The 21,807-nt window shown below is 59.9% G+C and carries 23 protein-coding genes; 15 read left to right on the top strand and 8 right to left on the bottom strand.

All coding sequences use genetic code 11. The annotated features are described in order from the left end of the window. Window positions 1-24 precede the first annotated feature (24 nt). On the bottom strand, window positions 25-603 hold the full coding sequence (locus tag AB4P97_RS22090; RefSeq protein ID WP_395601624.1) for a DUF6436 domain-containing protein: 579 nt from the start codon (window positions 601-603) through the stop codon (window positions 25-27). Window positions 604-702: 99 nt separating this feature from the next. On the opposite strand from AB4P97_RS22090, the gene AB4P97_RS22085 reads away from it, so the two are divergent. Continuing rightward, window positions 703-1,650, top strand: a complete 948-nt coding sequence (locus AB4P97_RS22085; RefSeq protein ID WP_395601623.1) for an alpha/beta hydrolase — start codon at window positions 703-705, stop codon at window positions 1,648-1,650. A 129-nt stretch (window positions 1,651-1,779) separates the two neighbouring features. On the opposite strand, the gene AB4P97_RS22080 is transcribed toward AB4P97_RS22085, so the two are convergent. Further along, window positions 1,780-2,511, bottom strand: a complete 732-nt coding sequence (locus AB4P97_RS22080) for a DUF2059 domain-containing protein (RefSeq protein ID WP_042561629.1) — start codon at window positions 2,509-2,511, stop codon at window positions 1,780-1,782. 108 nt (window positions 2,512-2,619) lie between these two features. Here AB4P97_RS22080 and AB4P97_RS22075 point away from each other — a divergent pair, with 108 nt between their 5' ends. After that, entirely contained in the window at window positions 2,620-3,252 is a 633-nt protein-coding gene (locus tag AB4P97_RS22075) for a 2OG-Fe(II) oxygenase (protein WP_042561628.1), read from the top strand. A gap of 1 nt (window position 3,253) precedes the next feature. After that, a complete protein-coding gene (locus AB4P97_RS22070; protein ID WP_395601622.1) occupies window positions 3,254-3,739 on the top strand; it encodes a DUF523 domain-containing protein in 486 nt (161 codons plus the stop codon). Window positions 3,740-3,771: 32 nt separating this feature from the next. Here the strand turns inward: AB4P97_RS22070 and AB4P97_RS22065 are convergent, their stop codons facing one another. After that, the gene (locus AB4P97_RS22065) at window positions 3,772-4,341 is read right to left on the bottom strand and encodes a transporter substrate-binding domain-containing protein (RefSeq protein WP_210623123.1); all 570 of its coding nucleotides are present in this window, start codon (window positions 4,339-4,341) and stop codon (window positions 3,772-3,774) included. Between the two features lie 135 nt (window positions 4,342-4,476). Here AB4P97_RS22065 and AB4P97_RS22060 point away from each other — a divergent pair, with 135 nt between their 5' ends. Further along, window positions 4,477-4,902 (top strand): DUF4399 domain-containing protein, encoded by a 426-nt coding sequence (locus tag AB4P97_RS22060; protein WP_047304028.1) that lies wholly within the window; start codon window positions 4,477-4,479, stop codon window positions 4,900-4,902. Between the two features lie 122 nt (window positions 4,903-5,024). Here the strand turns inward: AB4P97_RS22060 and serA are convergent, their stop codons facing one another. Then, window positions 5,025-6,254 carry a phosphoglycerate dehydrogenase gene (gene serA / locus AB4P97_RS22055; RefSeq protein ID WP_042561624.1) on the bottom strand — a complete coding sequence of 410 codons (1,230 nt, stop codon included), beginning with the start codon at window positions 6,252-6,254 and terminating at the stop codon, window positions 5,025-5,027. A 204-nt stretch (window positions 6,255-6,458) separates the two neighbouring features. Here serA and AB4P97_RS22050 point away from each other — a divergent pair, with 204 nt between their 5' ends. The 4 genes from AB4P97_RS22050 (at window position 6,459) to AB4P97_RS22035 (ending at window position 10,849) form a co-directional block, all read left to right on the top strand. Next, a complete protein-coding gene (locus tag AB4P97_RS22050) occupies window positions 6,459-7,853 on the top strand; it encodes an FAD-binding oxidoreductase (RefSeq protein ID WP_042561623.1) in 1,395 nt (464 codons plus the stop codon). A gap of 41 nt (window positions 7,854-7,894) precedes the next feature. Then, window positions 7,895-8,560 carry a fumarylacetoacetate hydrolase family protein gene (locus AB4P97_RS22045; RefSeq protein WP_042561622.1) on the top strand — a complete coding sequence of 222 codons (666 nt, stop codon included), beginning with the start codon at window positions 7,895-7,897 and terminating at the stop codon, window positions 8,558-8,560. Window positions 8,561-8,818: 258 nt separating this feature from the next. After that, complete coding sequence (locus tag AB4P97_RS22040; protein ID WP_047304023.1) at window positions 8,819-9,742, top strand: SdiA-regulated domain-containing protein; 924 nt, start codon at window positions 8,819-8,821, stop codon at window positions 9,740-9,742. A gap of 189 nt (window positions 9,743-9,931) precedes the next feature. After that, window positions 9,932-10,849: an SdiA-regulated domain-containing protein gene (locus tag AB4P97_RS22035; protein ID WP_047304021.1), complete on the top strand. Its 918-nt coding sequence runs from the start codon at window positions 9,932-9,934 to the stop codon at window positions 10,847-10,849. Window positions 10,850-10,994: 145 nt separating this feature from the next. On the opposite strand, the gene rpiA is transcribed toward AB4P97_RS22035, so the two are convergent. Then, the gene (rpiA, locus tag AB4P97_RS22030; protein WP_042561619.1) at window positions 10,995-11,669 is read right to left on the bottom strand and encodes a ribose-5-phosphate isomerase RpiA; all 675 of its coding nucleotides are present in this window, start codon (window positions 11,667-11,669) and stop codon (window positions 10,995-10,997) included. Between the two features lie 148 nt (window positions 11,670-11,817). On the opposite strand from rpiA, the gene ilvA reads away from it, so the two are divergent. Next, window positions 11,818-13,332, top strand: a complete 1,515-nt coding sequence (gene ilvA, locus AB4P97_RS22025; protein ID WP_042561618.1) for a threonine ammonia-lyase, biosynthetic — start codon at window positions 11,818-11,820, stop codon at window positions 13,330-13,332. 40 nt (window positions 13,333-13,372) lie between these two features. Then, complete coding sequence (locus AB4P97_RS22020; protein WP_395601621.1) at window positions 13,373-13,786, top strand: DUF2269 family protein; 414 nt, start codon at window positions 13,373-13,375, stop codon at window positions 13,784-13,786. A gap of 121 nt (window positions 13,787-13,907) precedes the next feature. Here the strand turns inward: AB4P97_RS22020 and AB4P97_RS22015 are convergent, their stop codons facing one another. After that, on the bottom strand, window positions 13,908-14,564 hold the full coding sequence (locus AB4P97_RS22015; protein ID WP_395601620.1) for an HAD family hydrolase: 657 nt from the start codon (window positions 14,562-14,564) through the stop codon (window positions 13,908-13,910). Between the two features lie 143 nt (window positions 14,565-14,707). Between AB4P97_RS22015 and AB4P97_RS22010 the strand changes: the two genes are divergently transcribed. Together AB4P97_RS22010 and ptsP are read left to right on the top strand one after the other, a co-directional pair. After that, window positions 14,708-15,187, top strand: a complete 480-nt coding sequence (locus tag AB4P97_RS22010; RefSeq protein WP_003229203.1) for an RNA pyrophosphohydrolase — start codon at window positions 14,708-14,710, stop codon at window positions 15,185-15,187. Between the two features lie 22 nt (window positions 15,188-15,209). Next, window positions 15,210-17,489, top strand: coding sequence for a phosphoenolpyruvate--protein phosphotransferase (gene ptsP / locus AB4P97_RS22005; protein WP_042561615.1), 2,280 nt, complete (start codon window positions 15,210-15,212; stop codon window positions 17,487-17,489). A gap of 126 nt (window positions 17,490-17,615) precedes the next feature. Here the strand turns inward: ptsP and AB4P97_RS22000 are convergent, their stop codons facing one another. After that, window positions 17,616-18,362 carry an NRDE family protein gene (locus tag AB4P97_RS22000; protein WP_115147088.1) on the bottom strand — a complete coding sequence of 249 codons (747 nt, stop codon included), beginning with the start codon at window positions 18,360-18,362 and terminating at the stop codon, window positions 17,616-17,618. A gap of 130 nt (window positions 18,363-18,492) precedes the next feature. Between AB4P97_RS22000 and AB4P97_RS21995 the strand changes: the two genes are divergently transcribed. The 3 genes from AB4P97_RS21995 (at window position 18,493) to AB4P97_RS21985 (ending at window position 21,192) form a co-directional block, all read left to right on the top strand. Further along, on the top strand, window positions 18,493-19,275 hold the full coding sequence (locus AB4P97_RS21995; protein ID WP_047304010.1) for a sulfite exporter TauE/SafE family protein: 783 nt from the start codon (window positions 18,493-18,495) through the stop codon (window positions 19,273-19,275). Between the two features lie 79 nt (window positions 19,276-19,354). Then, window positions 19,355-20,170 (top strand): prolipoprotein diacylglyceryl transferase, encoded by an 816-nt coding sequence (gene lgt / locus AB4P97_RS21990; protein WP_042561612.1) that lies wholly within the window; start codon window positions 19,355-19,357, stop codon window positions 20,168-20,170. A 50-nt stretch (window positions 20,171-20,220) separates the two neighbouring features. Continuing rightward, window positions 20,221-21,192 carry a thymidylate synthase gene (locus AB4P97_RS21985; RefSeq protein WP_034153704.1) on the top strand — a complete coding sequence of 324 codons (972 nt, stop codon included), beginning with the start codon at window positions 20,221-20,223 and terminating at the stop codon, window positions 21,190-21,192. A 122-nt stretch (window positions 21,193-21,314) separates the two neighbouring features. Here the strand turns inward: AB4P97_RS21985 and cadR are convergent, their stop codons facing one another. After that, window positions 21,315-21,764, bottom strand: coding sequence for a Cd(II)/Pb(II)-responsive transcriptional regulator (gene cadR, locus AB4P97_RS21980; RefSeq protein ID WP_047304007.1), 450 nt, complete (start codon window positions 21,762-21,764; stop codon window positions 21,315-21,317). Window positions 21,765-21,807: the final 43 nt, after the last annotated feature.

Genomic DNA, 21,807 nt, shown 5'->3' with positions numbered 1-21,807 from the left:
TGTCCTTGAAAAGTCCGGAATGCCTTATTGCGCCTGCACCGGCCACGGGCAATAGCAGCCGACCGCCAGCGTGTGCGTGGCATTCACCGGGCGATCATCCGTCAACGCGTTAAGGATCGGCTCAATAAAGCTGTTGCTGGAGTTGCAGGTCAGGCCTTCGCTGTAGGGGCCGAAGTACGCGAGTTTGCCGCTGCGGTCCCAGATCGCCACGGCGGGGCTGGCGGGAATCTGCTCGGCGCCGGGTAATACCGCGATGGTTTTCAGGCTGCTCAAAGTGGCGGGCAACTGGCCGTGGCTGCCGGGTCGCTGCACCGCGAAAAAATCGACGCCTCTGGCGCTGAAATGCTCGATCATCTCGGTCAGGTGCTGCTGATTGCCGACGTTGCAGGGGCAGGCCGGGTCCCAGAAATGCACCAGGCGAATCTTGCCAGGTCCGGCGAGATCATCCGGCAGGCGCAGCGGGTCGCCGGAAAAGACCGCCGTGTGCTCGCTGAACGCGCGCAAATATCGGCCCTGAAACCAGTCGTACGCCGTCCACAACACGCCGGCACACACAAGCGCGAGCAGGCTGGCAAACAGTGCGGTGCGGTAGGACGAACGCATGTATTTCGATCCTTGAGGGGCGGCTAGCTTGCCATGCTTGCCGCGACAGATGAATATCGCAAGCCGATAAAGTCTGTTCACCGCTCTGGAATTTGCCTCATGCCCGCTACTTTCGACCCCGATCAATTACGCGCCAGCCTCAAGCCTTTGGCTGAGTGGCAGCCGTTGTCGGACGAAGCCAAGGCCTATCAATGCTTCTACAAAACCGATTTTCCCGAGCGTGATGTCTGGCGCGGCATGGGCCGTTTCGCCGTTGATGGCTACGAACTGGTCAGCCATTGCTGGTGGCCGGAGAAGGTCAAGGGCACGCTGTTTCTATTGCACGGTTTCTACGACCACACCGGGCTGTATCGGCATGTGATCGAGTGGGCGCTGGACCAGGATTTTGCGGTCATCGCCTGCGATTTGCCCGGGCATGGTCTGTCGAGCGGCACGCGGGCGAGCATCCGCGACTTCTCTGAATATCAGGACGCGCTGCAAGCCTTGTTCGTCGAAGCCAATTCGATTGCCTTGCCGCAACCCTGGCATCTGTGCGGACAAAGCACTGGCGGCGCCATCGTCGTCGACCATGTGCTCAACCATGGCGAGAACAGTCCGGCGCAGGGTCAGGTGATTTTGCTGTCGCCACTGGTACGACCGCGGGCGTGGGGCTGGTCGCAGCTGAGTTATTACCTGCTGCGGCCTTTCGTACGGGGCATCGCGCGGCGCTTCAGCGAGAATTCCAACGACCCGGATTTCCTGCCGTTTCTGCTGGCCGATCCGTTGCAGCCCAAGCGCTTGCCGACGGCATGGGTCGGGGCTTTGTCACGCTGGATCAAGCGGGTGGAATTCGCCAAAAAAAGTTCGCGACGGCCGCTGATCATTCAGGGGCAGGCGGACATGACCGTGGACTGGCAGCACAATCTGCAGGTGTTGAAGTTGAAGTTCGATCGACCGCAGATCTTGCTGTTACCCGAAGCGCGGCATCATCTGGCGAATGAGACGGCTGATATGCGTGAGGAATATTTCGAGTTTTTGAGCAAGCGGATCAGAGGCCGGAATCTCTAGCGGATTTGCTGGCCTCATCGCTGGCAAGCCAGCTCCCACAGGGTTTTGAGTCGACCACGGATTTGTGAACGCCCGAAAAACCTGTGGGAGCTGGCTTGCCAGCGATGGCGGCCGGTCAGGCGACGAGGATCATTGCCCCACCGCCAACCCAGCCCTGATCGCCGCCAGCGCGGCCTGGTAATACGCCTTGCCCTCGGTCGATTCGGCGAACGTCGCAAACTCTTCCAGTTCGTTATCCGACAGATCGCGATAAACGTAGAGCAGCGTGTTGTTCATGTCCGCGCCGATCTGATCCATCAGGCGTTGACGTTGACCGTTCAACATACCTTGCGCCTGTCCGCCACCGAGCAGTCCCGGAATCATCGAACTCAAACTGTCCGCTGCGACTCCGGCAATCGCCAGGCTCACCTCGGCGCCAGCCTCCCGCGCAGGCAGTGCCTGGGCGAGGTGGCCGATGATCAGCAGGCGGCTGTCGCTGGCCGGCATTTTCGGTAGGCCCTTGGCGTTCTTGGCCAGTTGATCCCGGCGGGTCGCGAGCAATTCGGCGGCAACGATTTTCTTGCCCAGCGGCGACTGGAAAAAAGACAGCGCAGGTTTCGGATCGGCGAGGTTCTGCCGCAGCTGTGCCTCGGCGCGTTGGTCCATGGCCTGCGGGGCGAAGCGCTGGTTGCTGTTGTTCACCAGCGCTTGAAACACGGCGGGCGGCAGGCTGTTTTGATAGCGCTGTTGCGCGGCACTCAGGGCGTCATTGAAATGCGCACGTTGTTCTGGCCAACCGGCGACCTTGTACAGCTGATCGTGGCCGTCCGCCCAAGCGGGCAAAACACAGAACATCAACAGTGAAAAAAGCAAACGGCGCATAGGGACTCCTGTCAGCAGCGGACTATTCTCCGTGCGGTGCCGTGACTTGTCGAGAATTCGTAACAAGCCGCCGCGTGGCTCTGTCGGATTTCTTGCCGCCGACATACTATGCGCGCCATGCAAATATCCTCTGAACACCCGCTGCTGTTGCGCATTGTCGACGACCTGGCCGAACACGGCTGGTCGCAGCAGAACATTTTCCTGCCCGCCGGTTTGACCGGCGAGCTGGCGGCCGAATGTCGTAAACGTGAAGCCGAGGGTGAGCTGGCGCCTGCGGCGGTCGGTCGTGGGCCGTTTTCAGAGATTCGCGAGGGTATTCGCGGCGACCATATCCAATGGATCGATCCGGGGCAGGCTGAGGCCAGTGACCGTTATCTGAACCTGATGGACAGCCTGCGCGAGGCGCTCAACCGTGGCTTGTTCCTCGGGCTTGAAGATTTCGAATGCCATTTCGCCCTGTATCCGCCGGGCGCGTTTTATCGCAGGCACGTCGACCGTTTTCGCGACGATGACCGGCGCATGGTCTCGGTGGTGGTTTACCTCAATGATGCCTGGCTGCCGGAGGATGGCGGTCAGCTGCGCATGTATCTGAGCGATGATCGCGTTCATGATGTGCAACCTACCGGTGGTTGTCTGGTGGTTTTCCTCTCCGGCGAAGTACCGCATGAGGTGCTGCCGGCCCATCGCGAGCGCCTGTCGCTGACGGGCTGGTTCCGTCGTCGTGGCAACGAGCCTTTCTGACATGCAAAAGATTCTGGTCAGCCGCTGCCTGTTAGGCCACCGCGTGCGTTACGACGGCGGGGCCAGCGGGCCGTTTGATGTGTTGGAACAGTGGATAGCCGAAGGACGGGTGGTGCCGTTGTGCCCTGAAGTGGCCGGTGGCTTGCCGACGCCGCGGGCGGCGGCGGAGATTCCGGGCGGGCAAGGGGGGGAGGTGCTCGATGGTGTTGCTGCGGTGATGACCACTGAAGGCGAGGATGTCAGTGCGCAGTTCCTGGAGGGTGCGCGGCAGGCGCTGGAACTGGTGCAAAAGCACGGTATACGGGTGGCGGTGCTCAAGGCCAACAGTCCGTCGTGCGGGAATCTGCTGACGTATGACGGGACGTTCAGTAGGGTGAAGGTCAGTGGTGAGGGGGTTACTGCTGCTCTACTGAAACGCCATGGTGTGCAGGTTTTCAGCGAGCTTGAATTGCCGCGAGCAGCGCTGGCTCTGACCCTGCTCGATTAAAATTCCAGCGCAAACCCCCACAGGTTTTGTGTTCACTTGGCTTCGGTGAACCACTTCTCGGACAACGCCGCCAATCGCCCATCCGCCTTGATCCGCTGCAGCGCACTCTCAAGGCTGGCGCGAAATGCCGGATTACCCTTCTGAAACGGTATCGCCAACTCCACCGGCGCACTCACTGCCGGCTTCGTTTCGGTCAGCGCCTGCACCAGCACCATGGGGCGTGGCTGCTCATCCTTCTTCGCCAGTAATTGTGAATCGACCTGGCTGTACGGCTCGCTGAAGTCGAAACGATCCTTAAGTTCGGGTGTCAGTGCTATGTGGTTGAGCGCGACGTCGTACTTGCCGCTTTCAACGCCCTGGAGCAGATCGCCGGCGTCGGTGACGATGAAGTCGGCGCGCACATCCAGCTCACTGGCCAGCAATTGCCCAAGCTCGACCTCGAACCCCGTGAGCGTGTCGCCTTCCTTGAAATTGAAGGGCGGTGTATTAGCCTCCAGGGCTATGCGCAACTCGCCACGGTCGTTGACGTCATCAATCAGTTCGGCATGAGCCAGCGGGCTCAGAAGGGGTATCAGGCAGATCAGGCCAGGCAAAAGGCGCATGGTCACTCCTTTGAAATCATTATCGCGATGCTCTGATTCAGGCTCGCTTTGCTATGGTTGTCGAGTGCCTTCGACAACGAATGGTCATGAAGTTGTCATGACCGTGCGGATTTTACGGAAAAACTGGAGAAGAAAATGAAAAGCTTTATGTCACGTGCTGCGTTGGCGGGTTTGCTGATGGGTGTTTCGGTATTGGCCAGTGCCGCGACGCCGGCGCCGAAAGATGCTGAAGTGTTCATCGTTTCTCCCGAGGACGGTGCGACGGTTTCCCAGGAATTCAAGGTCAAGTTCGGCGTCAAGAACATCGCGCTGGCGCCCGCGGGTGACGTCACCAAGAACACCGGCCACCATCATCTGCTGATTGACGTCGACGACCTGCCGGCTGAAGGCGCACCTATCCCGACTGATGCCCACCACATGCATTTCGGCAAGGCGCAGACCGAAGCCACCATCAAACTGGCCCCCGGCAAGCACACCTTGCAGCTGATTCTTGGCGACAGCGGCCATATGCCGTTTGACCCGACGATCGTTTCCGAAAAAATCACCGTCAACGTCAAATAAAAAAAGGGAGCCTTTCGGGGCTCCCTTTTTTATTCAGCTTCGAGTTGCTAGCTACAAGCTGCAAGTAAAGGCAAAAGCGTTTTTCACCTGCCGCTTGAAGCTAGTTGCTTGCCGCTGCTTCTTTAGAAGAGAACCCGGCTACGGATGGTGCCGGTGACGTGTTGCAGCTTCTCTTGCGCCAGCTCCGAATACTCGGCGTCGACGTCGATCACCACGTAGCCGACCTTTTCGTTGGTCTGCAGGAACTGACCGGAGATGTTGATGCCGTTTTCGGCGAAGACCTTGTTGATCTCCATCATCACACCCGGAATGTTCTCGTGGATGTGCAGCAGGCGGTGCTTGCCAGGGTGAGCCGGCAGGGCCACTTCCGGGAAGTTGACCGACGAAACGGATGTACCGTTGTCGCTGTACTTGACCAGTTTTTCCGCCACTTCCAGACCGATGTTGGCTTGCGCTTCGGCGGTCGAGCCACCGATGTGCGGGGTCAGAATCACGTTGTCGAGGCCGCGCAGCGGGCTTTCGAACTCTTCATCGTTGGAGCGTGGCTCCACCGGGAATACGTCGATGGCGGCGCCGATCAGGTGCTTGTCCTTGATTGCTGCGGCCAGGTGATCAAGCTCGACCACGGTACCGCGTGCAGCGTTGATCAGGATGCCGCCCTTCTTGATGGCGCGGATTTCCTTCTCGCCGATCATCCACTGGGTCGCAGCGGTTTCCGGAACGTGCAGGGTGACGATGTCGGACATGCCCAGCAGTTCGTGCAGGTTGTTGACCTGCGTCGCGTTGCCCAGCGGCAGTTTGGTCACGGTGTCATAGAAGTACACCTGCATGCCCAGGCCTTCAGCCAGAACCGACAGTTGAGTACCGATCGAGCCGTAGCCGACGATGCCCAGCTTCTTGCCGCGGATTTCGAAGGAGTTGGCTGCGCTCTTGATCCAGCCGCCACGGTGGCAGGAAGCATTTTTCTCAGGGATGCCGCGCAGCAGCAGGATGGCTTCGGCCAGTACCAGTTCGGCAACGGAACGCGTGTTGGAGTACGGCGCGTTGAACACGGCGATACCGCGCTCGCGGGCAGCACTCAGGTCAACCTGATTGGTGCCGATGCAGAAACAGCCGACGGCTACCAGCTTCTTCGCGTGATCGAAGATCTCTTCGGTCAGTTGGGTGCGAGAACGAATGCCGATGAAGTGAGCGTCAGCGATCTTTTCCTTGAGCTGAGCTTCCGGCAAGGAACCTGTCAGGTATTCGATGCTGGTGTAGCCCGCCGCCTTGAGGACGTCGACAGCCGATTGGTGGACGCCTTCGAGAAGAAGGAACTTGATCTTGCTCTTATCGAGAGAAGTCTTGCTCATCTGCGTAAACCTGTATCCCGGAGAAAAATGGCAGGAAATGGTCAACAGAGGCTGACCGCGACGGCAGGAAAGCCGTCACCGCAGAAAGGCCGTTGGGCACTGGCCTGCGGGGTCGGTATGCTAGCATAGCCGCCCCGCTAAACACTCATTCCTGCGACGTGAAGCGTTCTCAGGATGACCATGAATTGTTCGAGAGTTCTGTCGATGACCAATCCTGCCCTGATTGATGAACTGAAGACCCTGGTCGAGCCTGGCAAGGTCCTGACCGATGCCGACTCCCTGAACACGTATGGCAAGGATTGGACCAAGCACTTCGCCCCGGCGCCCAGTGCCATCGTGTTTCCCAAGACCATCGAGCAAGTACAGGCCGTTGTCCGTTGGGCCAACGAACACAAGGTCGCGCTGGTGCCTTCGGGTGGGCGAACCGGGCTGTCCGCCGCTGCAGTGGCGGCCAACGGCGAAGTGGTCGTGTCGTTCGATTACATGAACCAGATTCTCGACGTGAACCTCACTGACCGTACCGCCGTTTGTCAGCCGGGCGTGGTCACCGAGCATTTGCAGAACGTCGCCGAAGAAAAAGGCCTGTATTACCCGGTGGACTTCGCTTCGGCCGGTTCCAGCCAGATTGGCGGCAACATCGGCACCAATGCCGGCGGGATCAAAGTCATTCGTTACGGAATGACGCGCAATTGGGTCGCGGGCATGAAAGTCGTTACCGGCAAAGGCGACGTGCTGGAACTGAACAAGGACCTGATCAAGAACGCCACCGGTTATGACCTGCGTCAGCTGTTTATCGGCGCGGAAGGCACGCTTGGTTTTGTCGTTGAAGCGACCATGCGCCTGGATCGCGCGCCGAAAAATCTCACGGCGATGGTGCTGGGTACCGCGGATTTCGACTCGATCATGCCGGTGCTGCACGCCTTTCAGGGCAAGCTCGACCTCACCGCTTTCGAGTTCTTCTCCGACAAGGCCCTGGCCAAAGTCATGGGCCGTGGCGACGTACCGGCGCCGTTCGAAACCGATTGCCCGTTCTACGCCCTGCTGGAATTTGAAGCGACCACTGAAGAAGTGGCCAACAGCGCGCTGGAAACCTTCGAGCATTGCGTTGAACAGGGCTGGGTGCTCGATGGGGTGATGAGCCAGAGCGAAACCCAGTTGCAGAACCTGTGGAAACTGCGCGAGTACATCTCCGAGACCATCTCGCACTGGACGCCGTACAAGAACGACATCTCGGTCACCGTCTCGAAAGTCCCGGCATTTCTCAAGGAAATCGACGCGATCGTCGGCAAACACTATCCCGATTTCGAAATCGTCTGGTTCGGCCACATCGGCGATGGCAACCTGCACCTGAACATCCTCAAGCCGGACAACCTGAGCAAGGACGAGTTTTTCGCCAAGTGCGCCACCGTCAACAAATGGGTGTTCGAAACCGTCGAGAAGTACAACGGTTCGATTTCCGCGGAGCACGGTGTGGGCATGACCAAGCGCGACTACTTGACCTACAGCCGATCGCCGGTCGAGATCGAGTACATGAAAGCGGTCAAAGCGGTGTTCGACCCGAACGGCATCATGAACCCGGGCAAGATCTTCGCGGTTTGATCTGTAATTCTTGATGAATCAATGAAGGCAGGAGTCGGTAAATGAGCTATCAGCACCAGTACGTCGACGGCACGCGCATTCACTTCCCTATCGGGAAAGTCGTGTGCATTGGCCGTAATTACGCCGAACACGCCAAGGAACTGGACAACCCGGTGCCTACCGAGCCGCTGCTGTTCATCAAGCCCGGCAGTTGCGTGGTGCCGCTGGACGGTGGTTTCAGCATTCCGACCGAGCGCGGCTCGGTGCACTACGAAGCGGAAATCGCCGTGTTGATCGGCAAGCCGCTGTCGACCAAACCCAGCCGTGAAGAAGTGCTGGATGCGATCTCCGGTTTCGCCCCGGCGCTGGACCTGACCCTGCGCGACAAGCAGGCCGAGCTGAAAGCCAAGGGCCTGCCGTGGGAAATCGCCAAGTCGTTCGACGGCGCGGCCGTGCTTGCGCCGTTCGTGGTTGGCAGCACCTTCGCGGACCTGACCGACATCGGTATCCGCCTGACCATCAACGGTGAGGTGCGTCAGGACGGCAACAGCAGCGCGATGCTCAACCCGATCGTGCCGATGATCCAGTACATGGCCGGCTGCTTCTCGCTACAGGCCGGTGACGTGATCCTGACTGGCACACCGGCTGGCGTCGGCCCGCTGAATGTCGGCGATGAGATCGTCCTCGAACTGGTTGGCGCCAACAGCTTCAACAGCAGCGTGCGCTAAGCGCCAACCCCTGTGGGAGCGAGCCTGCTCGCGAAGGCGTCAGGTCAGTCGACATCATTGCTGACTGACATTCTGTCTTCGCGAGCAGGCTCGCTCCCACATGGTTTTTGCTGCCCTGAAGATTGGTGGCAGCAAACGTCAATCCCGCCATTTGCCGTTTTTTTCACATCCTGTCTGGATAATTCCCGCAATTCTGGCGTCCTAGCCGGCCTCTTTATGCTATTACCCATAGCCTGAATTTTCGGAAAGCGTCCCTTGATGTCATCTCAAACTCAGCTCAAACCCCCACGCCGGTCGCGTTTCGCCATGCGCTGGTATTCCTGGTTGCTGCTGGCGATTGCCGCCGCGTACGGCTTGGCGTTTGCCATGCATTGGGATGACCGGGGTTTGCTATGGGTGCTGGAACGCTTTGAAAGCAAGGCCGAACAAAAGGAAAGCATCTGGCTGCCGGACTATCGGGTGGTGATTGATGCCAAGTCATTGCCGGGCATGGAGAAGGACGAAGCATCGGACCTCGCCTACAACCCGCAGACCAAAACCCTGTTTTCGGTGATGGGCAAGAATCCGTTCCTCGTCGAACTGAGCCTGCAAGGCGAGGTGCTGCGCAAGATGCCGCTGGTGGGCTGGAGCAATCCGGAAGGCCTGAGCGCCATGGAAAACGGCCTGATGGCGATCGTCGATGAGCGCCAGCACATGCTGTCGATCGTCAAGGTCGATGCCGACACCCGTGAACTGAACATCGCCAATTTCCCCAAGTACGACCTCGGCCCGTCGAAAGACCAGAACAAGGCCTTCGAAGCGATCACCTGGGACCCGCGCAACCAACAATTGCTGCTAGGTGAAGAACGGCCACCGGCGCTGTTCACTTGGCAAAGCGATGGCGGTCAGACCCTGAAAGGCGACAAGCAGAAGCTGTCCAGCGATGAGCTGGATATCCGCAATCTCTCTGCGTTGGCAACCGATCCGCGCACTGGCCACCTGCTGGTGCTGTCCGCCGATTCTCACCTGTTGCTGGAACTGGACGAGAAGGGCGAGCAAGTCAGCTTCATGACCCTGCTCGGCGGTTTCAACGGCTTGAAGAACACCATTCCCCGCGCCGAAGGCGTGACCATGGACGAGGCGGGCACGCTGTACATGGTCAGCGAGCCGAACCTGTTTTATCGCTTCGAAAAGCACAAATAACTCACTCTCTGTAGGAGCTGCCGAAGGCTGCTATCTTTTGATCTTGTTGTTAAAGATCAAGATCAAAAGATAGCAGCCTTCGGCAGCTCCTACACAGGTTGTCTTGTGGTTCAAGGCAAGTGGCCATTAAGCTTCAGTTCAGTCAGGCGTGATATTTCATCCGCCTGCCTTGATTCCGAGCCCGCCCGAATGCGTCGACTTGCCCGCCCCAAACCGCTGTTGCTCATCTTTTCGGTGATTGCCCTGATCGCGCTGCTCGCGATCGGCCAATACATGCGCCTGTTCGAACGCGCCTGGTTCAACCTGCACACCTTATGGCAGCCGCTGAGCAGCGAGGCCATTGGCCTGGATCAGTATCGCGTGGACATCGAAGCGCGCGTCATCGACGGGCTCGACGACGATGTGTCGGCACTGACCTACGATCCGGTGCGCGACAGCCTGTTCACCGTGACCAACAAGAATTCCGAACTGGTTGAACTGTCGCTGGAGGGCAAGATCCTGCGGCGCATCCCGCTGATTGGCTTCGGCGACGCGGAGGCAGTCGAGTTCATCAGCGCCGATACCTACGTGATCACCGATGAGCGTCAGCAGCGACTGATCAAGATACATCTGGAAGAAGACACCACCTTCCTCGACGCGGCGGACGCCGAGCAGATGACCCTCGGTGTACACATGGCCGGCAACAAGGGGTTTGAAGGTCTGGCATACGACTCGGTGGGCAAGCGCCTGTTCGTCGCCAAGGAGCGCGACCCGATGCTGATCTACGAAGTGCACGGCTTTCCTCACTTCAATTCGGAAAAGTCCTACGCGGTGCACGTGATCAACAACCCGAAACGCGATGCCGGGATGTTCGTGCGCGATCTGTCGAGCCTGCAATACGACGAGCGCAGCGGCCATTTACTGGCGCTGTCGGATGAGTCGCGGCTGATTCTGGAGCTGGATGTCAACGGTCGCCCGCTCAGCACCATGTCGCTGAACAAGGGCCGGCAAGGCTTGCAGAACACCGTGCCGCAGGCGGAAGGCATTGCGATGGATGATGACGGGACGTTGTATCTGGTGAGTGAACCGAACTTGTTCTATGTCTTTAAAAAACCAGCACAACCGTAACTAGCACCATAAAACACTGTGGGAGCGAGCCTGCTCGCGAAGGCGTCGTGTCAGCCAATGAAAATGTTGGCTGAACTGGCGCTTTCGCGAGCAGGCTCGCTCCCACAGGTTTATTTGTATGCCCAATATTTGTGGGCCATCAGGCTTACTCAGCCTTGAGGGTTTTCACACCTTCACTGGTGCCCAGCAACAACAGGTCAGCCGGACGCGCCGCGAACAGCCCGTTGGTCACCACGCCGACAATTGCATTGATCTGCGCTTCCAGCTCCACCGGGTTGGTGATCTGCAGGTTGAACACATCCAGGATGATGTTGCCGTTGTCGGTCAAAACGCCTTCGCGGTACACCGGGTCGCCGCCCAGTTTCACCAGTTGGCGGGCAACGTGGCTGCGGGCCATCGGGATCACTTCGACCGGCAGCGGGAACTCGCCCAGTACCGGCACCAGCTTGCTGGCGTCGGCGATGCAGATGAAGGTCTTGGCCACGGCGGCAACGATCTTCTCGCGGGTCAGGGCAGCGCCGCCGCCCTTGATCAGGTTCAGGTGCGCGTCGCTTTCGTCAGCGCCGTCGACGTAGAACTCCAGGTCGCTGACCGTGTTCAGCTCATACACCGGAATCCCGTGGCCCTTCAGGCGTGCGGCAGTGGCTTCGGAGCTGGCGACTGCGCCATCGAACGCGCCCTTGTGCTTTGCCAGCGCATCGATGAAGCAGTTGGCGGTGGAGCCGGTGCCGACACCGACGATGCTTTTGTCGTCGAGTTTCGGAAGGATGAAGTCGACGGCGGCCTGCGCCACCGCCTGTTTGAGTTGATCCTGGGTCATGCGGGCTCCGGAAGCGGGCAAGGGGAGAACGGGAAGGCCGGCATTATAGCCTCAAGACTGTCTAAAACCTCTGGATTCGTGTGGTCGTGTGCCCAAAAGCCGGGTTAGACTCCTTGGCCCTGCCCAACCCGCTCAGTGATGCTTTCCGATGCTCGAACAGTACGTCAAAAAGATCCTCACCTCGCGCGTTTATGACGTTGCCGTAGAAACCCCGCTGCAGAATGCTCGCCAGCTCTCCGAGCGGCTGGGTAATGACATTTGGCTCAAGCGCGAAGACTTGCAGCCCGTGTTCTCCTTCAAGATTCGCGGCGCCTACAACAAGTTGACCCAGTTGACCGACGAAGAGCGCGCCCGTGGCGTGGTCACCGCGTCGGCGGGCAACCATGCGCAAGGTCTGGCCCTGGCGGCGAAAGTGCTGGGCGTGAAAGCCACCATCGTCATGCCCAAGACCACCCCGGAAATCAAGGTCGAAGGCGTGCGTTCGCGTGGCGGCAAAGTGGTGCTGCACGGTGATTCGTTCCCGGAAGCCCTGGCCTACTCGCTGAAACTGGTCGACGAAAAAGGCTACGTCTACATCCACCCGTACGACGATCCGCATACAATTGCCGGGCAGGGCACCGTGGCGATGGAGATTCTGCGCCAGCACCCGCAACCGCTGGACGCGATTTTCGTCCCGGTCGGCGGCGGCGGGTTGATTGCCGGCATCGCGGCTTACGTGAAATACCTGCGTCCGGACATCAAAGTCATCGGCGTCGAGCCGGACGATTCCAACTGCCTGCAAGCGGCGATGGCTGCCGGTGAGCGCGTCGTGCTGCCGACCGTGGGCATCTTCGCCGACGGCGTGGCGGTGGCCCAGATTGGTCAGCACACCTTCGACATCTGCAAAGACCATGTAGATGAAGTGATCACCGTAAGCACCGACGAAATCTGCGCGGCGATCAAGGATATCTACGACGATACCCGCTCGATCACCGAACCTGCTGGCGCTTTGGGTGTGGCCGGGATCAAGAAGTACGTCGAACAGCGCGGCGTCAGCGGCAAGACTTTCGTCGCCATCGACTCGGGTGCCAACGTCAACTTCGATCGCCTGCGCCACGTCGCCGAGCGTGCCGAACTGGGCGAGGGCCGCGAAGCGATCATCGCCGTGACCATCCCCGAGCAGGCCGGCAGCTTCAAGGCGTTTTGCGAGGCCATCGGCAAGCGCCAGATCACTGAATTCAACTACCGCTACAACACCGGCAGCGAAGCGCACATCTTCGTTGGCGTGCAGACCCACCCGGAGAACGACCCGCGCAGTGCATTGCTGGCGAGCCTGACCGAGCAGGGTTTCCCGGTGCTGGACCTGACTGACAACGAACTGGCCAAGTTGCACATCCGCCATATGGTCGGTGGACGCGCGGCGCACGTGGTTGATGAAGTGGTACTGCGCTTCGAATTCCCGGAACGACCGGGCGCGCTGTTCAACTTTCTCAACAAGCTCGGCGGGCGCTGGAATATCTCGATGTTCCACTACCGCAACCACGGCGCGGCGGACGGCCGTGTGGTCGCCGGCCTGCAAGTACCCCACGATGAACGTCATCTGGTGCCGGCAGCGCTGGCGGAAATCGGTTACCCCTACTGGGACGAAAGCGATAACCCGGCCTATAAGCTGTTTCTTGGCTGAGCGGCTACGCTGATGGGCATGACCCAAGGAAGAGAAATACATGGAAACCCTGACAACCCTGAAAGTCCTTCACGTCGCGGCGACCGTGGTCATACTCGTGAGCGGGCTGGTACTTGCCGCTCTGACCTGGCGTAATCGCAGCGAAGGGCCGGCCAGCACGATGCAGCGTCCGTGGCTGTTTATCTGGTGTTTGATGCTGATCGGTATGCTGAGCATGCCTTTCACCGGCTGGTGGCTGGTGCACCTGATCGGCTGGCCGCTGGGGCAGTTCTGGATTCTGGGGTCCAGCGTGATCTATGCCGTGGCCACGTTCAGTGCGGTCTGGTTGCTGGTGCGGCTTAATCGGCTGTGGACAACCGGGGTAGGCAACCGCAAATTCAACCTGGCGCTGGCCATTGTGAGCGGTGTCGGATTTCTCGCCATTGCGGCGTTGATGGGGGCCAAGCCGGTTTAAGGCTTGAGACCGAGTCGACCCAAATCGCTGGCAAGCCAGCTCCCACAGGTTTTTGAGGTGTCCACAAAATTTGTGTCCACTGATAGTCCCTGTGGGAGCTGGCTTGCCAGCGATGGCGTCATCAGTCGCGCAGAGTCATTACCGGCCAGCCACGCTTCTGGGCTTCGGCGCGCAGATTCGGATCCGGGTCCACCGCCACCGGATTCGCCACCTGCTCCAGCAGCGGCAAATCATTCATCGAATCGCTGTAGAAATAACTGTCTTCCAGCGAATACCCGGTCTCTTCCAGCCAACGATTCAGGCGCGTTACCTTGTCTTCACGGAAGCACGGAACGTCGGTGCTGCGCCCGGTGTAGCGGCCATCAATCATTTCGCATTCAGTGGCGATCAGGGTTTCAACACCCAAACGCGCAGCGATCGGCGCGGTGACGAAGCGGTTGGTCGCCGTGATGATCACCAGTTTGTCGCCGGCGTCGCGGTGCTTTTTCAGCAGTTCCAGCGCCTTGGGCAGCATGATCGGCTCGATGCAGTCGCGCATGTAGTCGCGGTGCCATTGATCGAGCACGGCCATGTCGGTGCGGCCGAGGATCTCCAGGCAGAAGTTCAGGTACGCGGCGTTATCCAGTTTGCCGGCCAGGTAATCCTGATAGAACTCGTCGTTGCGCGTCTTATACGCAATCGGGTCGAGGAAGCCGCGCTCGCACAGATAGTCGCCCCAGGCGTGATCGCTGTCGCCGCCCAGAAGGGTGTTGTCCAAATCGAATAGAGCCAGGCGCATTGCAGTTACCCGCTGATAAGTCTGTAAAAAGGCGACAAGAATACGGTCTTTTCACAAGAGTGCACATAAGGTAGGAAGCTTCGTTGCCGCCTTATGAACCTTTGTGGAACAATGCGGCGACATGCGTTTGCGAGGTTGTGCCCGTGATCGACCCCGATGGTTTCCGCCCCAATGTCGGGATCATTCTGACGAATGACGCCGGCCAGGTGCTATGGGCTCGCCGTATCAATCAAGATGCCTGGCAGTTTCCGCAAGGGGGAATCAACCCTGAGGAGACGCCGGAAGACGCCTTGTACCGCGAGCTGAACGAAGAAGTTGGCCTGGAACGTGAAGATGTTGAAATACTGGCCTGTACTCGAGGCTGGTTGCGCTATCGTTTGCCGCAACGTCTGGTGCGTACCCACAGCCAACCGCTGTGCATCGGCCAGAAACAGAAATGGTTTCTCCTGCGCCTGATCTCCAACGAGCAACGGGTGCGGATGGATTTGACCGGTAAACCGGAGTTCGATGGCTGGCGCTGGGTCAGCTATTGGTATCCGTTGGGCCAGGTGGTGACATTCAAGCGCGAGGTGTATCGCCGCGCCCTCAAAGAGCTTGCCCCGCGCCTTTTAGCGCGCGACTGACGACGGAGTTCGACCCCGAGCCATGCTCAATACGCTGCGCAAGATCGTCCAGGAAGTTAACTCCGCCAAGGATCTCAAGGCGGCGTTGGGGATTATTGTGTTGCGCGTCAAAGAGGCCATGGGCAGCCAGGTCTGCTCGGTCTACCTGCTTGATCCCGAGACCAACCGCTTCGTCCTGATGGCCACCGAGGGCTTGAACAAGCGCTCGATCGGCAAGGTCAGCATGGCACCCAACGAAGGTCTGGTCGGTCTGGTCGGCACGCGTGAAGAACCCCTGAACCTCGAAAACGCCGCGGATCACCCGCGCTATCGCTACTTCGCCGAAACCGGCGAGGAGCGTTATGCCTCGTTCCTCGGAGCACCGATCATTCACCACCGCCGCGTCGTCGGCGTGTTGGTTATCCAGCAGAAAGAGCGTCGCCAGTTCGACGAAGGTGAAGAAGCCTTCCTCGTGACCATGAGCGCGCAGCTCGCAGGCGTTATCGCCCACGCCGAGGCTACGGGGTCGATTCGTGGTCTGGGCCGTCAGGGCAAGGGTATTCAGGAGGCCAAGTTCGTCGGCGTGCCGGGCTCGCCGGGTGCGGCGGTCGGTACCGCGGTGGTCATGCTGCCGCCTGCCGACCTGGACGTGGTGCCGGACAAGACCATCACCGACATCAACGCCGAACTTGGCTTGTTCAAGACCGCCATCGAAGGCGTGCGCGCCGACATGCGCGCCCTGTCCGCCAAACTGGCGACCCAATTGCGCCCGGAAGAGCGCGCGCTGTTCGACGTCTACCTGATGATGCTCGACGATGCCTCGCTGGGCAGCGAAATCACCACGGTGATCAAGACCGGCCAGTGGGCGCAGGGCGCACTGCGCCAAGTGGTCACCGAACACGTCAACCGTTTTGAGTTGATGGACGATGCCTACCTGCGCGAGCGGGCATCCGACGTCAAAGACCTCGGTCGCCGTCTGCTTGCCTACCTGCAGGAAGAGCGTCAGCAGAATCTGGTCTACCCGGAAAAAACCATTCTGGTCAGCGAAGAGCTGACCCCGGCGATGCTCGGCGAAGTGCCGGAAGGCACGCTGGTCGGTCTGGTTTCGGTACTCGGTTCGGGCAACTCCCACGTCGCGATCCTGGCCCGGGCCATGGGCATTCCGACGGTAATGGGTCTGGTCGACCTTCCGTATGCCAAGGTCGACGGTATCGAATTGATCGTCGACGGCACACGCGGCGAGGTCTACACCAACCCCAGCGAAGTGCTGCGCAAGCAGTTCGCCGAGGTGGTGGAAGAAGAGAAACAACTGGCGCTGGGTCTCGACACACTGCGCGACCTGCCCTGTGTGACCCTCGATGGCCACCGCATGCCGCTGTGGGTCAACACCGGCCTGCTGGCGGACGTGGCGCGGGCGCAGAAGCGCGGCGCCGAGGGTGTCGGTCTGTACCGCACCGAAGTGCCGTTCATGATCAACCAGCGCTTCCCGAGCGAAAAAGAACAACTGGCGATCTACCGTGAGCAGCTCGCCGCGTTCCACCCGCAACCGGTGACCATGCGCAGCCTCGACATCGGCGGTGACAAGTCGCTGTCGTACTTCCCGATCAAGGAAGACAACCCGTTCCTCGGCTGGCGCGGGATCCGCGTGACCCTCGACCACCCGGAAATCTTCCTGGTGCAGACACGCGCAATGCTCAAGGCCAGCGAGGGCCTGAACAACCTGCGCATTCTGCTGCCGATGATCTCCGGCACCCACGAACTCGAAGAAGCCCTGCACCTGATCCACCGGGCCTGGGGCGAAGTGCGCGACGAAGGCACCGACGTGCCGATGCCGCCGATTGGCGTGATGATCGAGATTCCGGCAGCGGTGTATCAGACCAAGGAACTGGCGCGGCAAGTGGACTTCCTGTCGGTCGGCTCCAACGACCTGACCCAGTACCTGCTGGCAGTCGACCGCAACAACCCGCGCGTCGCCGACCTCTACGACTACCTGCACCCGGCCGTGCTGCAAGCCTTGCAAAACGTGGTGCGCGACGCCCATGCCGAAGGCAAGCCGGTCAGTATCTGCGGCGAGATGGCCGGTGATCCGGCAGCGGCGGTGCTGCTGATGGCGATGGGTTTCGACAGCCTGTCGATGAACGCCACCAACTTGCCGAAGGTGAAGTGGATGCTGCGTCAGGTGAACCTGAGCAAGGCCAAGGAGTTGCTGGCCGAGCTGATGACTATCGACAATCCGCAAGTTATCCACAGCTCACTGCAATTGGCGCTGAAGAATCTCGGTTTGTCGAAGATGAATCCGCCGGCGGTCAACAAGGCCCTCTAAAAGGCCAATGGCCTCATCTCTGGCAAGCCAGCTCCCACAGGGATCTTCAGTGAACACGACATCTGTGAGCACCCAAGAAACCTGTGGGAGCTGGCTTGCCAGCGATGGCGTCAGGCCAGACGCCGCCTAAATCAAAATCTCCACCTCGCCCAGATGCCCGCCATACGGCCCAAAACTGCGCTCCACCATCCGCCGCGTCCCATCCGCCTGCACAATCAGCGCTGTACTCGCCCGCGTCCCGTAACTCTGGCTGGCAATAAACACACTCGACAGCAGTGATTCAGTCGCAAGCCCCACGCCGGTATCCGGCAACTCGGCAAACGGCGCCGTCTGCGCATCGCCAAGCAGCTCCAGCAACCGCGCAGGCGTCGGATCCTCCAGCACTGCGCTCAACGCTGCCTTGGCCTTGAGCAACTTCGGCCACGGCGTATCTAGCCCGGCATTGGATAGTCCGTAGACCCCGGACTCCAGCATCACCGGCTCGGACATCCGCGCATTGAAGTGCCACAGTTCATGGTGGTTGCCGAGCAGCAGGTTGAAACCCGCGTAGTCCGGCGAGCGGTCGACCACGTCAGCCAGATAATCCTCCAGCGACTGATCCCCCGTGAGAAACCCGGCCACCAGCTCTCCCCGCGATTTACGCGCCGGTGGCTGATGCGGGTCACGAATATTGGTCAATGCGGCGAAGCGCCCATTGGCGCCGATCCCCAGCCAGGAGCCCCCGGCCTCGAGATCACGCCCGGCATGCACGTGTGGCGCCTCCGGCCATTGCGCCAGCGGCAGGCTCGGGCGGGCGTAGAACTCGTCACGGTTGGCTGCGACGATCAGCGGTTGAGCATGGTCCGGGCGCCAGGCGAAAACGATCAGGCACATAAGGTGGTCCTTGTGTGTTTTTTGCTCACTCTACGCATCCGGCGTCCGCGCATCCATCGCAAGTGGAGCCGAAGGGTGTGCATCCGTTACCATGCCGCTCCGGTTTTGCGGATGCGTCAGGGAGACGGTCATGGAATTTCTGCTTTATCTGGCGCTGGGCGCCTGTGCGGGCGTGTTGGCCGGGCTGTTCGGGGTTGGCGGCGGGATCATCATTGTCCCGGTGCTGGTGTTCAGTTTCACCTTGCAGGGCTTTGATCCGTCGATCCTCACGCATCTGGCGGTCGGTACTTCGCTGGCGACGATCATCTTCACCTCGGTCAATGCCGTGCGTGAGCATCATCGACGAGGCGCGGTGCAGTGGCCGATTTTTGTCTGGATGGCGGTCGGGATCCTGATCGGTGCTGGTTTGGGCGCCCTGACTGCCGAAGCCATTTCCGGTCCGAACCTGCAGAAAATCATTGGCGTGTTTGCCTTGGCGATTGCGTTGCAACTCGCGCTGGACGTCAAACCCAAGGCCAGCCGCACGGTGCCTGGCAAGGCTGCGCTGGCGGCGGCCGGCAGCGTGATAGGTTGGGCCTCGGCGATTTTCGGCGTCGGTGGTGGCTCGCTGACCGTGCCGTTTTTGACCTGGCGCAGCGTACCGATGCAACAAGCGGTCGCCACGTCGTCGGCCTGCGGGCTGCCGATTGCGCTGGTCAGTGCTTTAAGTTTCATGATTTTGGGGTGGCACGATGCGCGGTTGCCGGCCCATAGTCTCGGTTTTATCTATTTGCCGGCGCTGCTGGGCATTGCCCTGACCAGCATGGTCTTCGCGCGTTTTGGCGCGCGGCTGGCCCATCGGTTGTCGGCGAAGTTGCTGAAAAGACTGTTCGCCGCTTTGCTGTTCTGCGTGGGATTAAGCTTTCTGCTTTGACCGCGTGGCAATCCTGGCTTAATCCTGAGGTGGCAGCGTCGCCCGGGAATTCTGCTTTCAACTCTAACGAGGAGTCGCAATGCTGCCTTACCCGCAGATCGACCCGGTGGCCCTGGCCATCGGTCCGCTGAAAATCCACTGGTACGGTCTGATGTACCTGATCGGCATTGGCGGTGCGTGGCTGCTGGCGTCGCGCCGGCTCAACCGCTTCGACCCGACGTGGTCCAAAGAGAAGCTCTCCGATCTGATCTTCTGGCTGTCGATGGGCGTCATTGTTGGCGGACGTCTGGGCTATGTGCTGTTCTACGACCTGAGCGCGTACCTCGCCAACCCGATGCTGATTTTCGAAGTGTGGAAGGGCGGCATGTCGTTCCACGGCGGTTTCATCGGCGTAATGCTTGCGGCCTTGTGGTTCGGCAAGCGCAATGGCAAGTCGTTCTTCCAGCTGATGGACTTCGTCGCGCCGATGGTGCCGATCGGTCTTGGCGCCGGGCGTATCGGTAACTTCATCAACGCCGAACTGTGGGGCAAGGCGACCGACGTGCCGTGGGCCATGGTCTTCCCGCCGTTCAGCGACCCGGCACAATTGCCGCGTCACCCGTCGCAGCTGTATCAGTTCGCGCTCGAAGGCGTGGCGCTGTTCCTGATCCTGTGGCTGTTCTCGCGCAAACCGCGTCCGACCATGGCCGTATCGGGTATGTTCGCGCTGTTCTACGGGATCTTCCGGTTCATCGTCGAGTTCGTCCGCGTACCGGACGCCCAGTTGGGCTATCTGGCCTGGAACTGGCTGACCATGGGCCAGGTGCTGTGCGTACCGATGATCGTCGGCGGGTTGTTCCTGATCTGGCTGGCCTATCGTCGCGCGCCGGCAGCACCACTCGCTCCGACGGCTTAAACTACGAACCCCGGCGCGCGACGCCGGGGCTCAAAGGACACAGGTAATTCATGAAGCAATATCTCGAACTGGTCTCGCACGTCATTCAGAACGGCACCAAGCAGGCCAACCGTACCGGCATCAACACCATCAGTTTTCCGGGGGCGATGCTGCGTTTCGATCTGCAGGAAGGTTTCCCGGCGATCACCACGCGCAAGATGGCCTTCAAATCGGCGATCGGCGAGATGTGCGGGTTTCTGCGTGGCGTGAACAACGCGGCTGAATTCCGCGCGCTGGGCTGCAAGGTCTGGGATCAGAACGCCAACGAAAACGCGCAGTGGCTGGCCAACCCGTTCCGTCAGGGCGACGACGACCTCGGCGAAATCTACGGCGTGCAATGGCGCAAATGGCCCGCGTACAAGCAGATTCCGCTGAGCAACACCGCCGCCATCGAACAAACCTTGAGCAACGGCTACAAGCAAATCGCTCAGGGCGAAGAAGACGGTCAGGCCTATGTGGTCCTGTACAAAGCCATCGATCAGGTGCGCCAGTGCGTCGACACGATCATCAATGATCCGGGCAGTCGCCGCATTCTGTTCCACGGCTGGAACGTTGCTCAGCTTGATGAAATGGCCTTGCCGCCGTGCCATCTGCTGTACCAGTTCCACCCGAATGTCGAGACCAAAGAGATTTCTCTGACCCTCTACATCCGCTCCAACGATCTGGGTCTGGGCACACCGTTCAACCTGACCGAAGGTGCCGCGCTGCTGAGCCTGATCGGTCGCCTGACCGGTTACACGCCACGCTGGTTCACCTATTTCATCGGTGATGCGCACGTCTACGAAAACCACCTGGACATGCTCAACGAACAGCTCAAGCGCGAGCCGTTCGCCATGCCGAAGCTGAAAATCTCGGATCGCGTGCCGGAGTTTGCCAAGACCGGTGTGTATCAGCCTGAATGGCTGGAACTGGTCGAACCGAGCGATTTCTCGCTGGAAGGCTACGAGCACCACGCGCCAATGACTGCGCCGATGGCGGTCTGAAGGTCTGCCATTAAACCTGTGGGAGCTGGCTTGCCAGCGATTGCGGCGGCACATTTAACATTAATGTGGCTGACAGACCGCTATCGCTGGCAAGCCAGCTCCCACAGGGATATTCGGTGTTTTCAATGGCCGTGACTACGGCCCACGTGGGAATGCTCAACTTCCGTCGCCACAACCCCGCCACTCACTTCCAGTCGCTGCAAAATCCCGCACTGATCCGCCATCGGCCCTTCGCCACAACGTTGGCGCAGGTCGAGCAGTTGCGTCTGTAATGCCAGCAATCCATCAATCCGCGCCTTCACGTGCTGGATATGTTCGTCGATCAGCGCATTGACGCTTTCGCATTGATCCTGCGGGCTGTCGCGCAAGGCGAGCAGGCTGCGGATCTCTTCGAGGGTCATGTCGAGGGTGCGGCAGTTGCGGATGAAGGTCAGTCTTTCGGCGTGGGCCTGGGTGTAGACGCGGTAGTTGCCTTCGCTGCGGGCCGGTTCCGGCAGCAGGCTTTCACGTTCGTAGTAGCGGATGGTTTCCACGGCGCAATCGGTCAGTCTGGCCAGTTCTCCGATCTTCATGACGGCAATCTCCAAAAGGGTGCTTGACCCTATAGTGGCTACA

Origin of the sequence: Pseudomonas sp. A1230 (assembly GCF_044218825.1) — a bacterium.
Lineage (GTDB): Bacteria > Pseudomonadota > Gammaproteobacteria > Pseudomonadales > Pseudomonadaceae > Aquipseudomonas > Aquipseudomonas iridis.
The sequence above is the reverse complement of the archived record's forward strand: the minus strand, read 5'-3'. Positions and strand labels throughout refer to the sequence as shown.

Excerpts from the sequence above, each read along its gene's own strand:
- AB4P97_RS22060 (WP_047304028.1), top strand. The coding sequence starts at position 4,477 with ATGAAAAGCTTTATGTCACGTGCTGCGTTGGCGGGTTTGCTGATGGGT.
- ilvA (WP_042561618.1), top strand. The coding sequence starts at position 11,818 with ATGCTCGAACAGTACGTCAAAAAGATCCTCACCTCGCGCGTTTATGAC.
- AB4P97_RS21985 (WP_034153704.1), top strand. The coding sequence starts at position 20,221 with ATGAAGCAATATCTCGAACTGGTCTCGCACGTCATTCAGAACGGCACC.
- AB4P97_RS22065 (WP_210623123.1), bottom strand. The coding sequence starts at position 4,341 with ATGCGCCTTTTGCCTGGCCTGATCTGCCTGATACCCCTTCTGAGCCCG.
- rpiA (WP_042561619.1), bottom strand. The coding sequence starts at position 11,669 with ATGACCCAGGATCAACTCAAACAGGCGGTGGCGCAGGCCGCCGTCGAC.
- lgt (WP_042561612.1), top strand. The coding sequence starts at position 19,355 with ATGCTGCCTTACCCGCAGATCGACCCGGTGGCCCTGGCCATCGGTCCG.
- ptsP (WP_042561615.1), top strand. The coding sequence starts at position 15,210 with ATGCTCAATACGCTGCGCAAGATCGTCCAGGAAGTTAACTCCGCCAAG.
- AB4P97_RS22085 (WP_395601623.1), top strand. The coding sequence starts at position 703 with ATGCCCGCTACTTTCGACCCCGATCAATTACGCGCCAGCCTCAAGCCT.
- AB4P97_RS22090 (WP_395601624.1), bottom strand. The coding sequence starts at position 603 with ATGCGTTCGTCCTACCGCACCGCACTGTTTGCCAGCCTGCTCGCGCTT.
- AB4P97_RS22070 (WP_395601622.1), top strand. The coding sequence starts at position 3,254 with ATGCAAAAGATTCTGGTCAGCCGCTGCCTGTTAGGCCACCGCGTGCGT.
- AB4P97_RS22035 (WP_047304021.1), top strand. The coding sequence starts at position 9,932 with ATGCGTCGACTTGCCCGCCCCAAACCGCTGTTGCTCATCTTTTCGGTG.
- cadR (WP_047304007.1), bottom strand. The coding sequence starts at position 21,764 with ATGAAGATCGGAGAACTGGCCAGACTGACCGATTGCGCCGTGGAAACC.
- AB4P97_RS22040 (WP_047304023.1), top strand. The coding sequence starts at position 8,819 with ATGTCATCTCAAACTCAGCTCAAACCCCCACGCCGGTCGCGTTTCGCC.
- AB4P97_RS22080 (WP_042561629.1), bottom strand. The coding sequence starts at position 2,511 with ATGCGCCGTTTGCTTTTTTCACTGTTGATGTTCTGTGTTTTGCCCGCT.
- serA (WP_042561624.1), bottom strand. The coding sequence starts at position 6,254 with ATGAGCAAGACTTCTCTCGATAAGAGCAAGATCAAGTTCCTTCTTCTC.
- AB4P97_RS22015 (WP_395601620.1), bottom strand. The coding sequence starts at position 14,564 with ATGCGCCTGGCTCTATTCGATTTGGACAACACCCTTCTGGGCGGCGAC.
- AB4P97_RS22050 (WP_042561623.1), top strand. The coding sequence starts at position 6,459 with ATGACCAATCCTGCCCTGATTGATGAACTGAAGACCCTGGTCGAGCCT.
- AB4P97_RS22020 (WP_395601621.1), top strand. The coding sequence starts at position 13,373 with ATGGAAACCCTGACAACCCTGAAAGTCCTTCACGTCGCGGCGACCGTG.
- AB4P97_RS21995 (WP_047304010.1), top strand. The coding sequence starts at position 18,493 with ATGGAATTTCTGCTTTATCTGGCGCTGGGCGCCTGTGCGGGCGTGTTG.
- AB4P97_RS22075 (WP_042561628.1), top strand. The coding sequence starts at position 2,620 with ATGCGCGCCATGCAAATATCCTCTGAACACCCGCTGCTGTTGCGCATT.
- AB4P97_RS22045 (WP_042561622.1), top strand. The coding sequence starts at position 7,895 with ATGAGCTATCAGCACCAGTACGTCGACGGCACGCGCATTCACTTCCCT.
- AB4P97_RS22000 (WP_115147088.1), bottom strand. The coding sequence starts at position 18,362 with ATGTGCCTGATCGTTTTCGCCTGGCGCCCGGACCATGCTCAACCGCTG.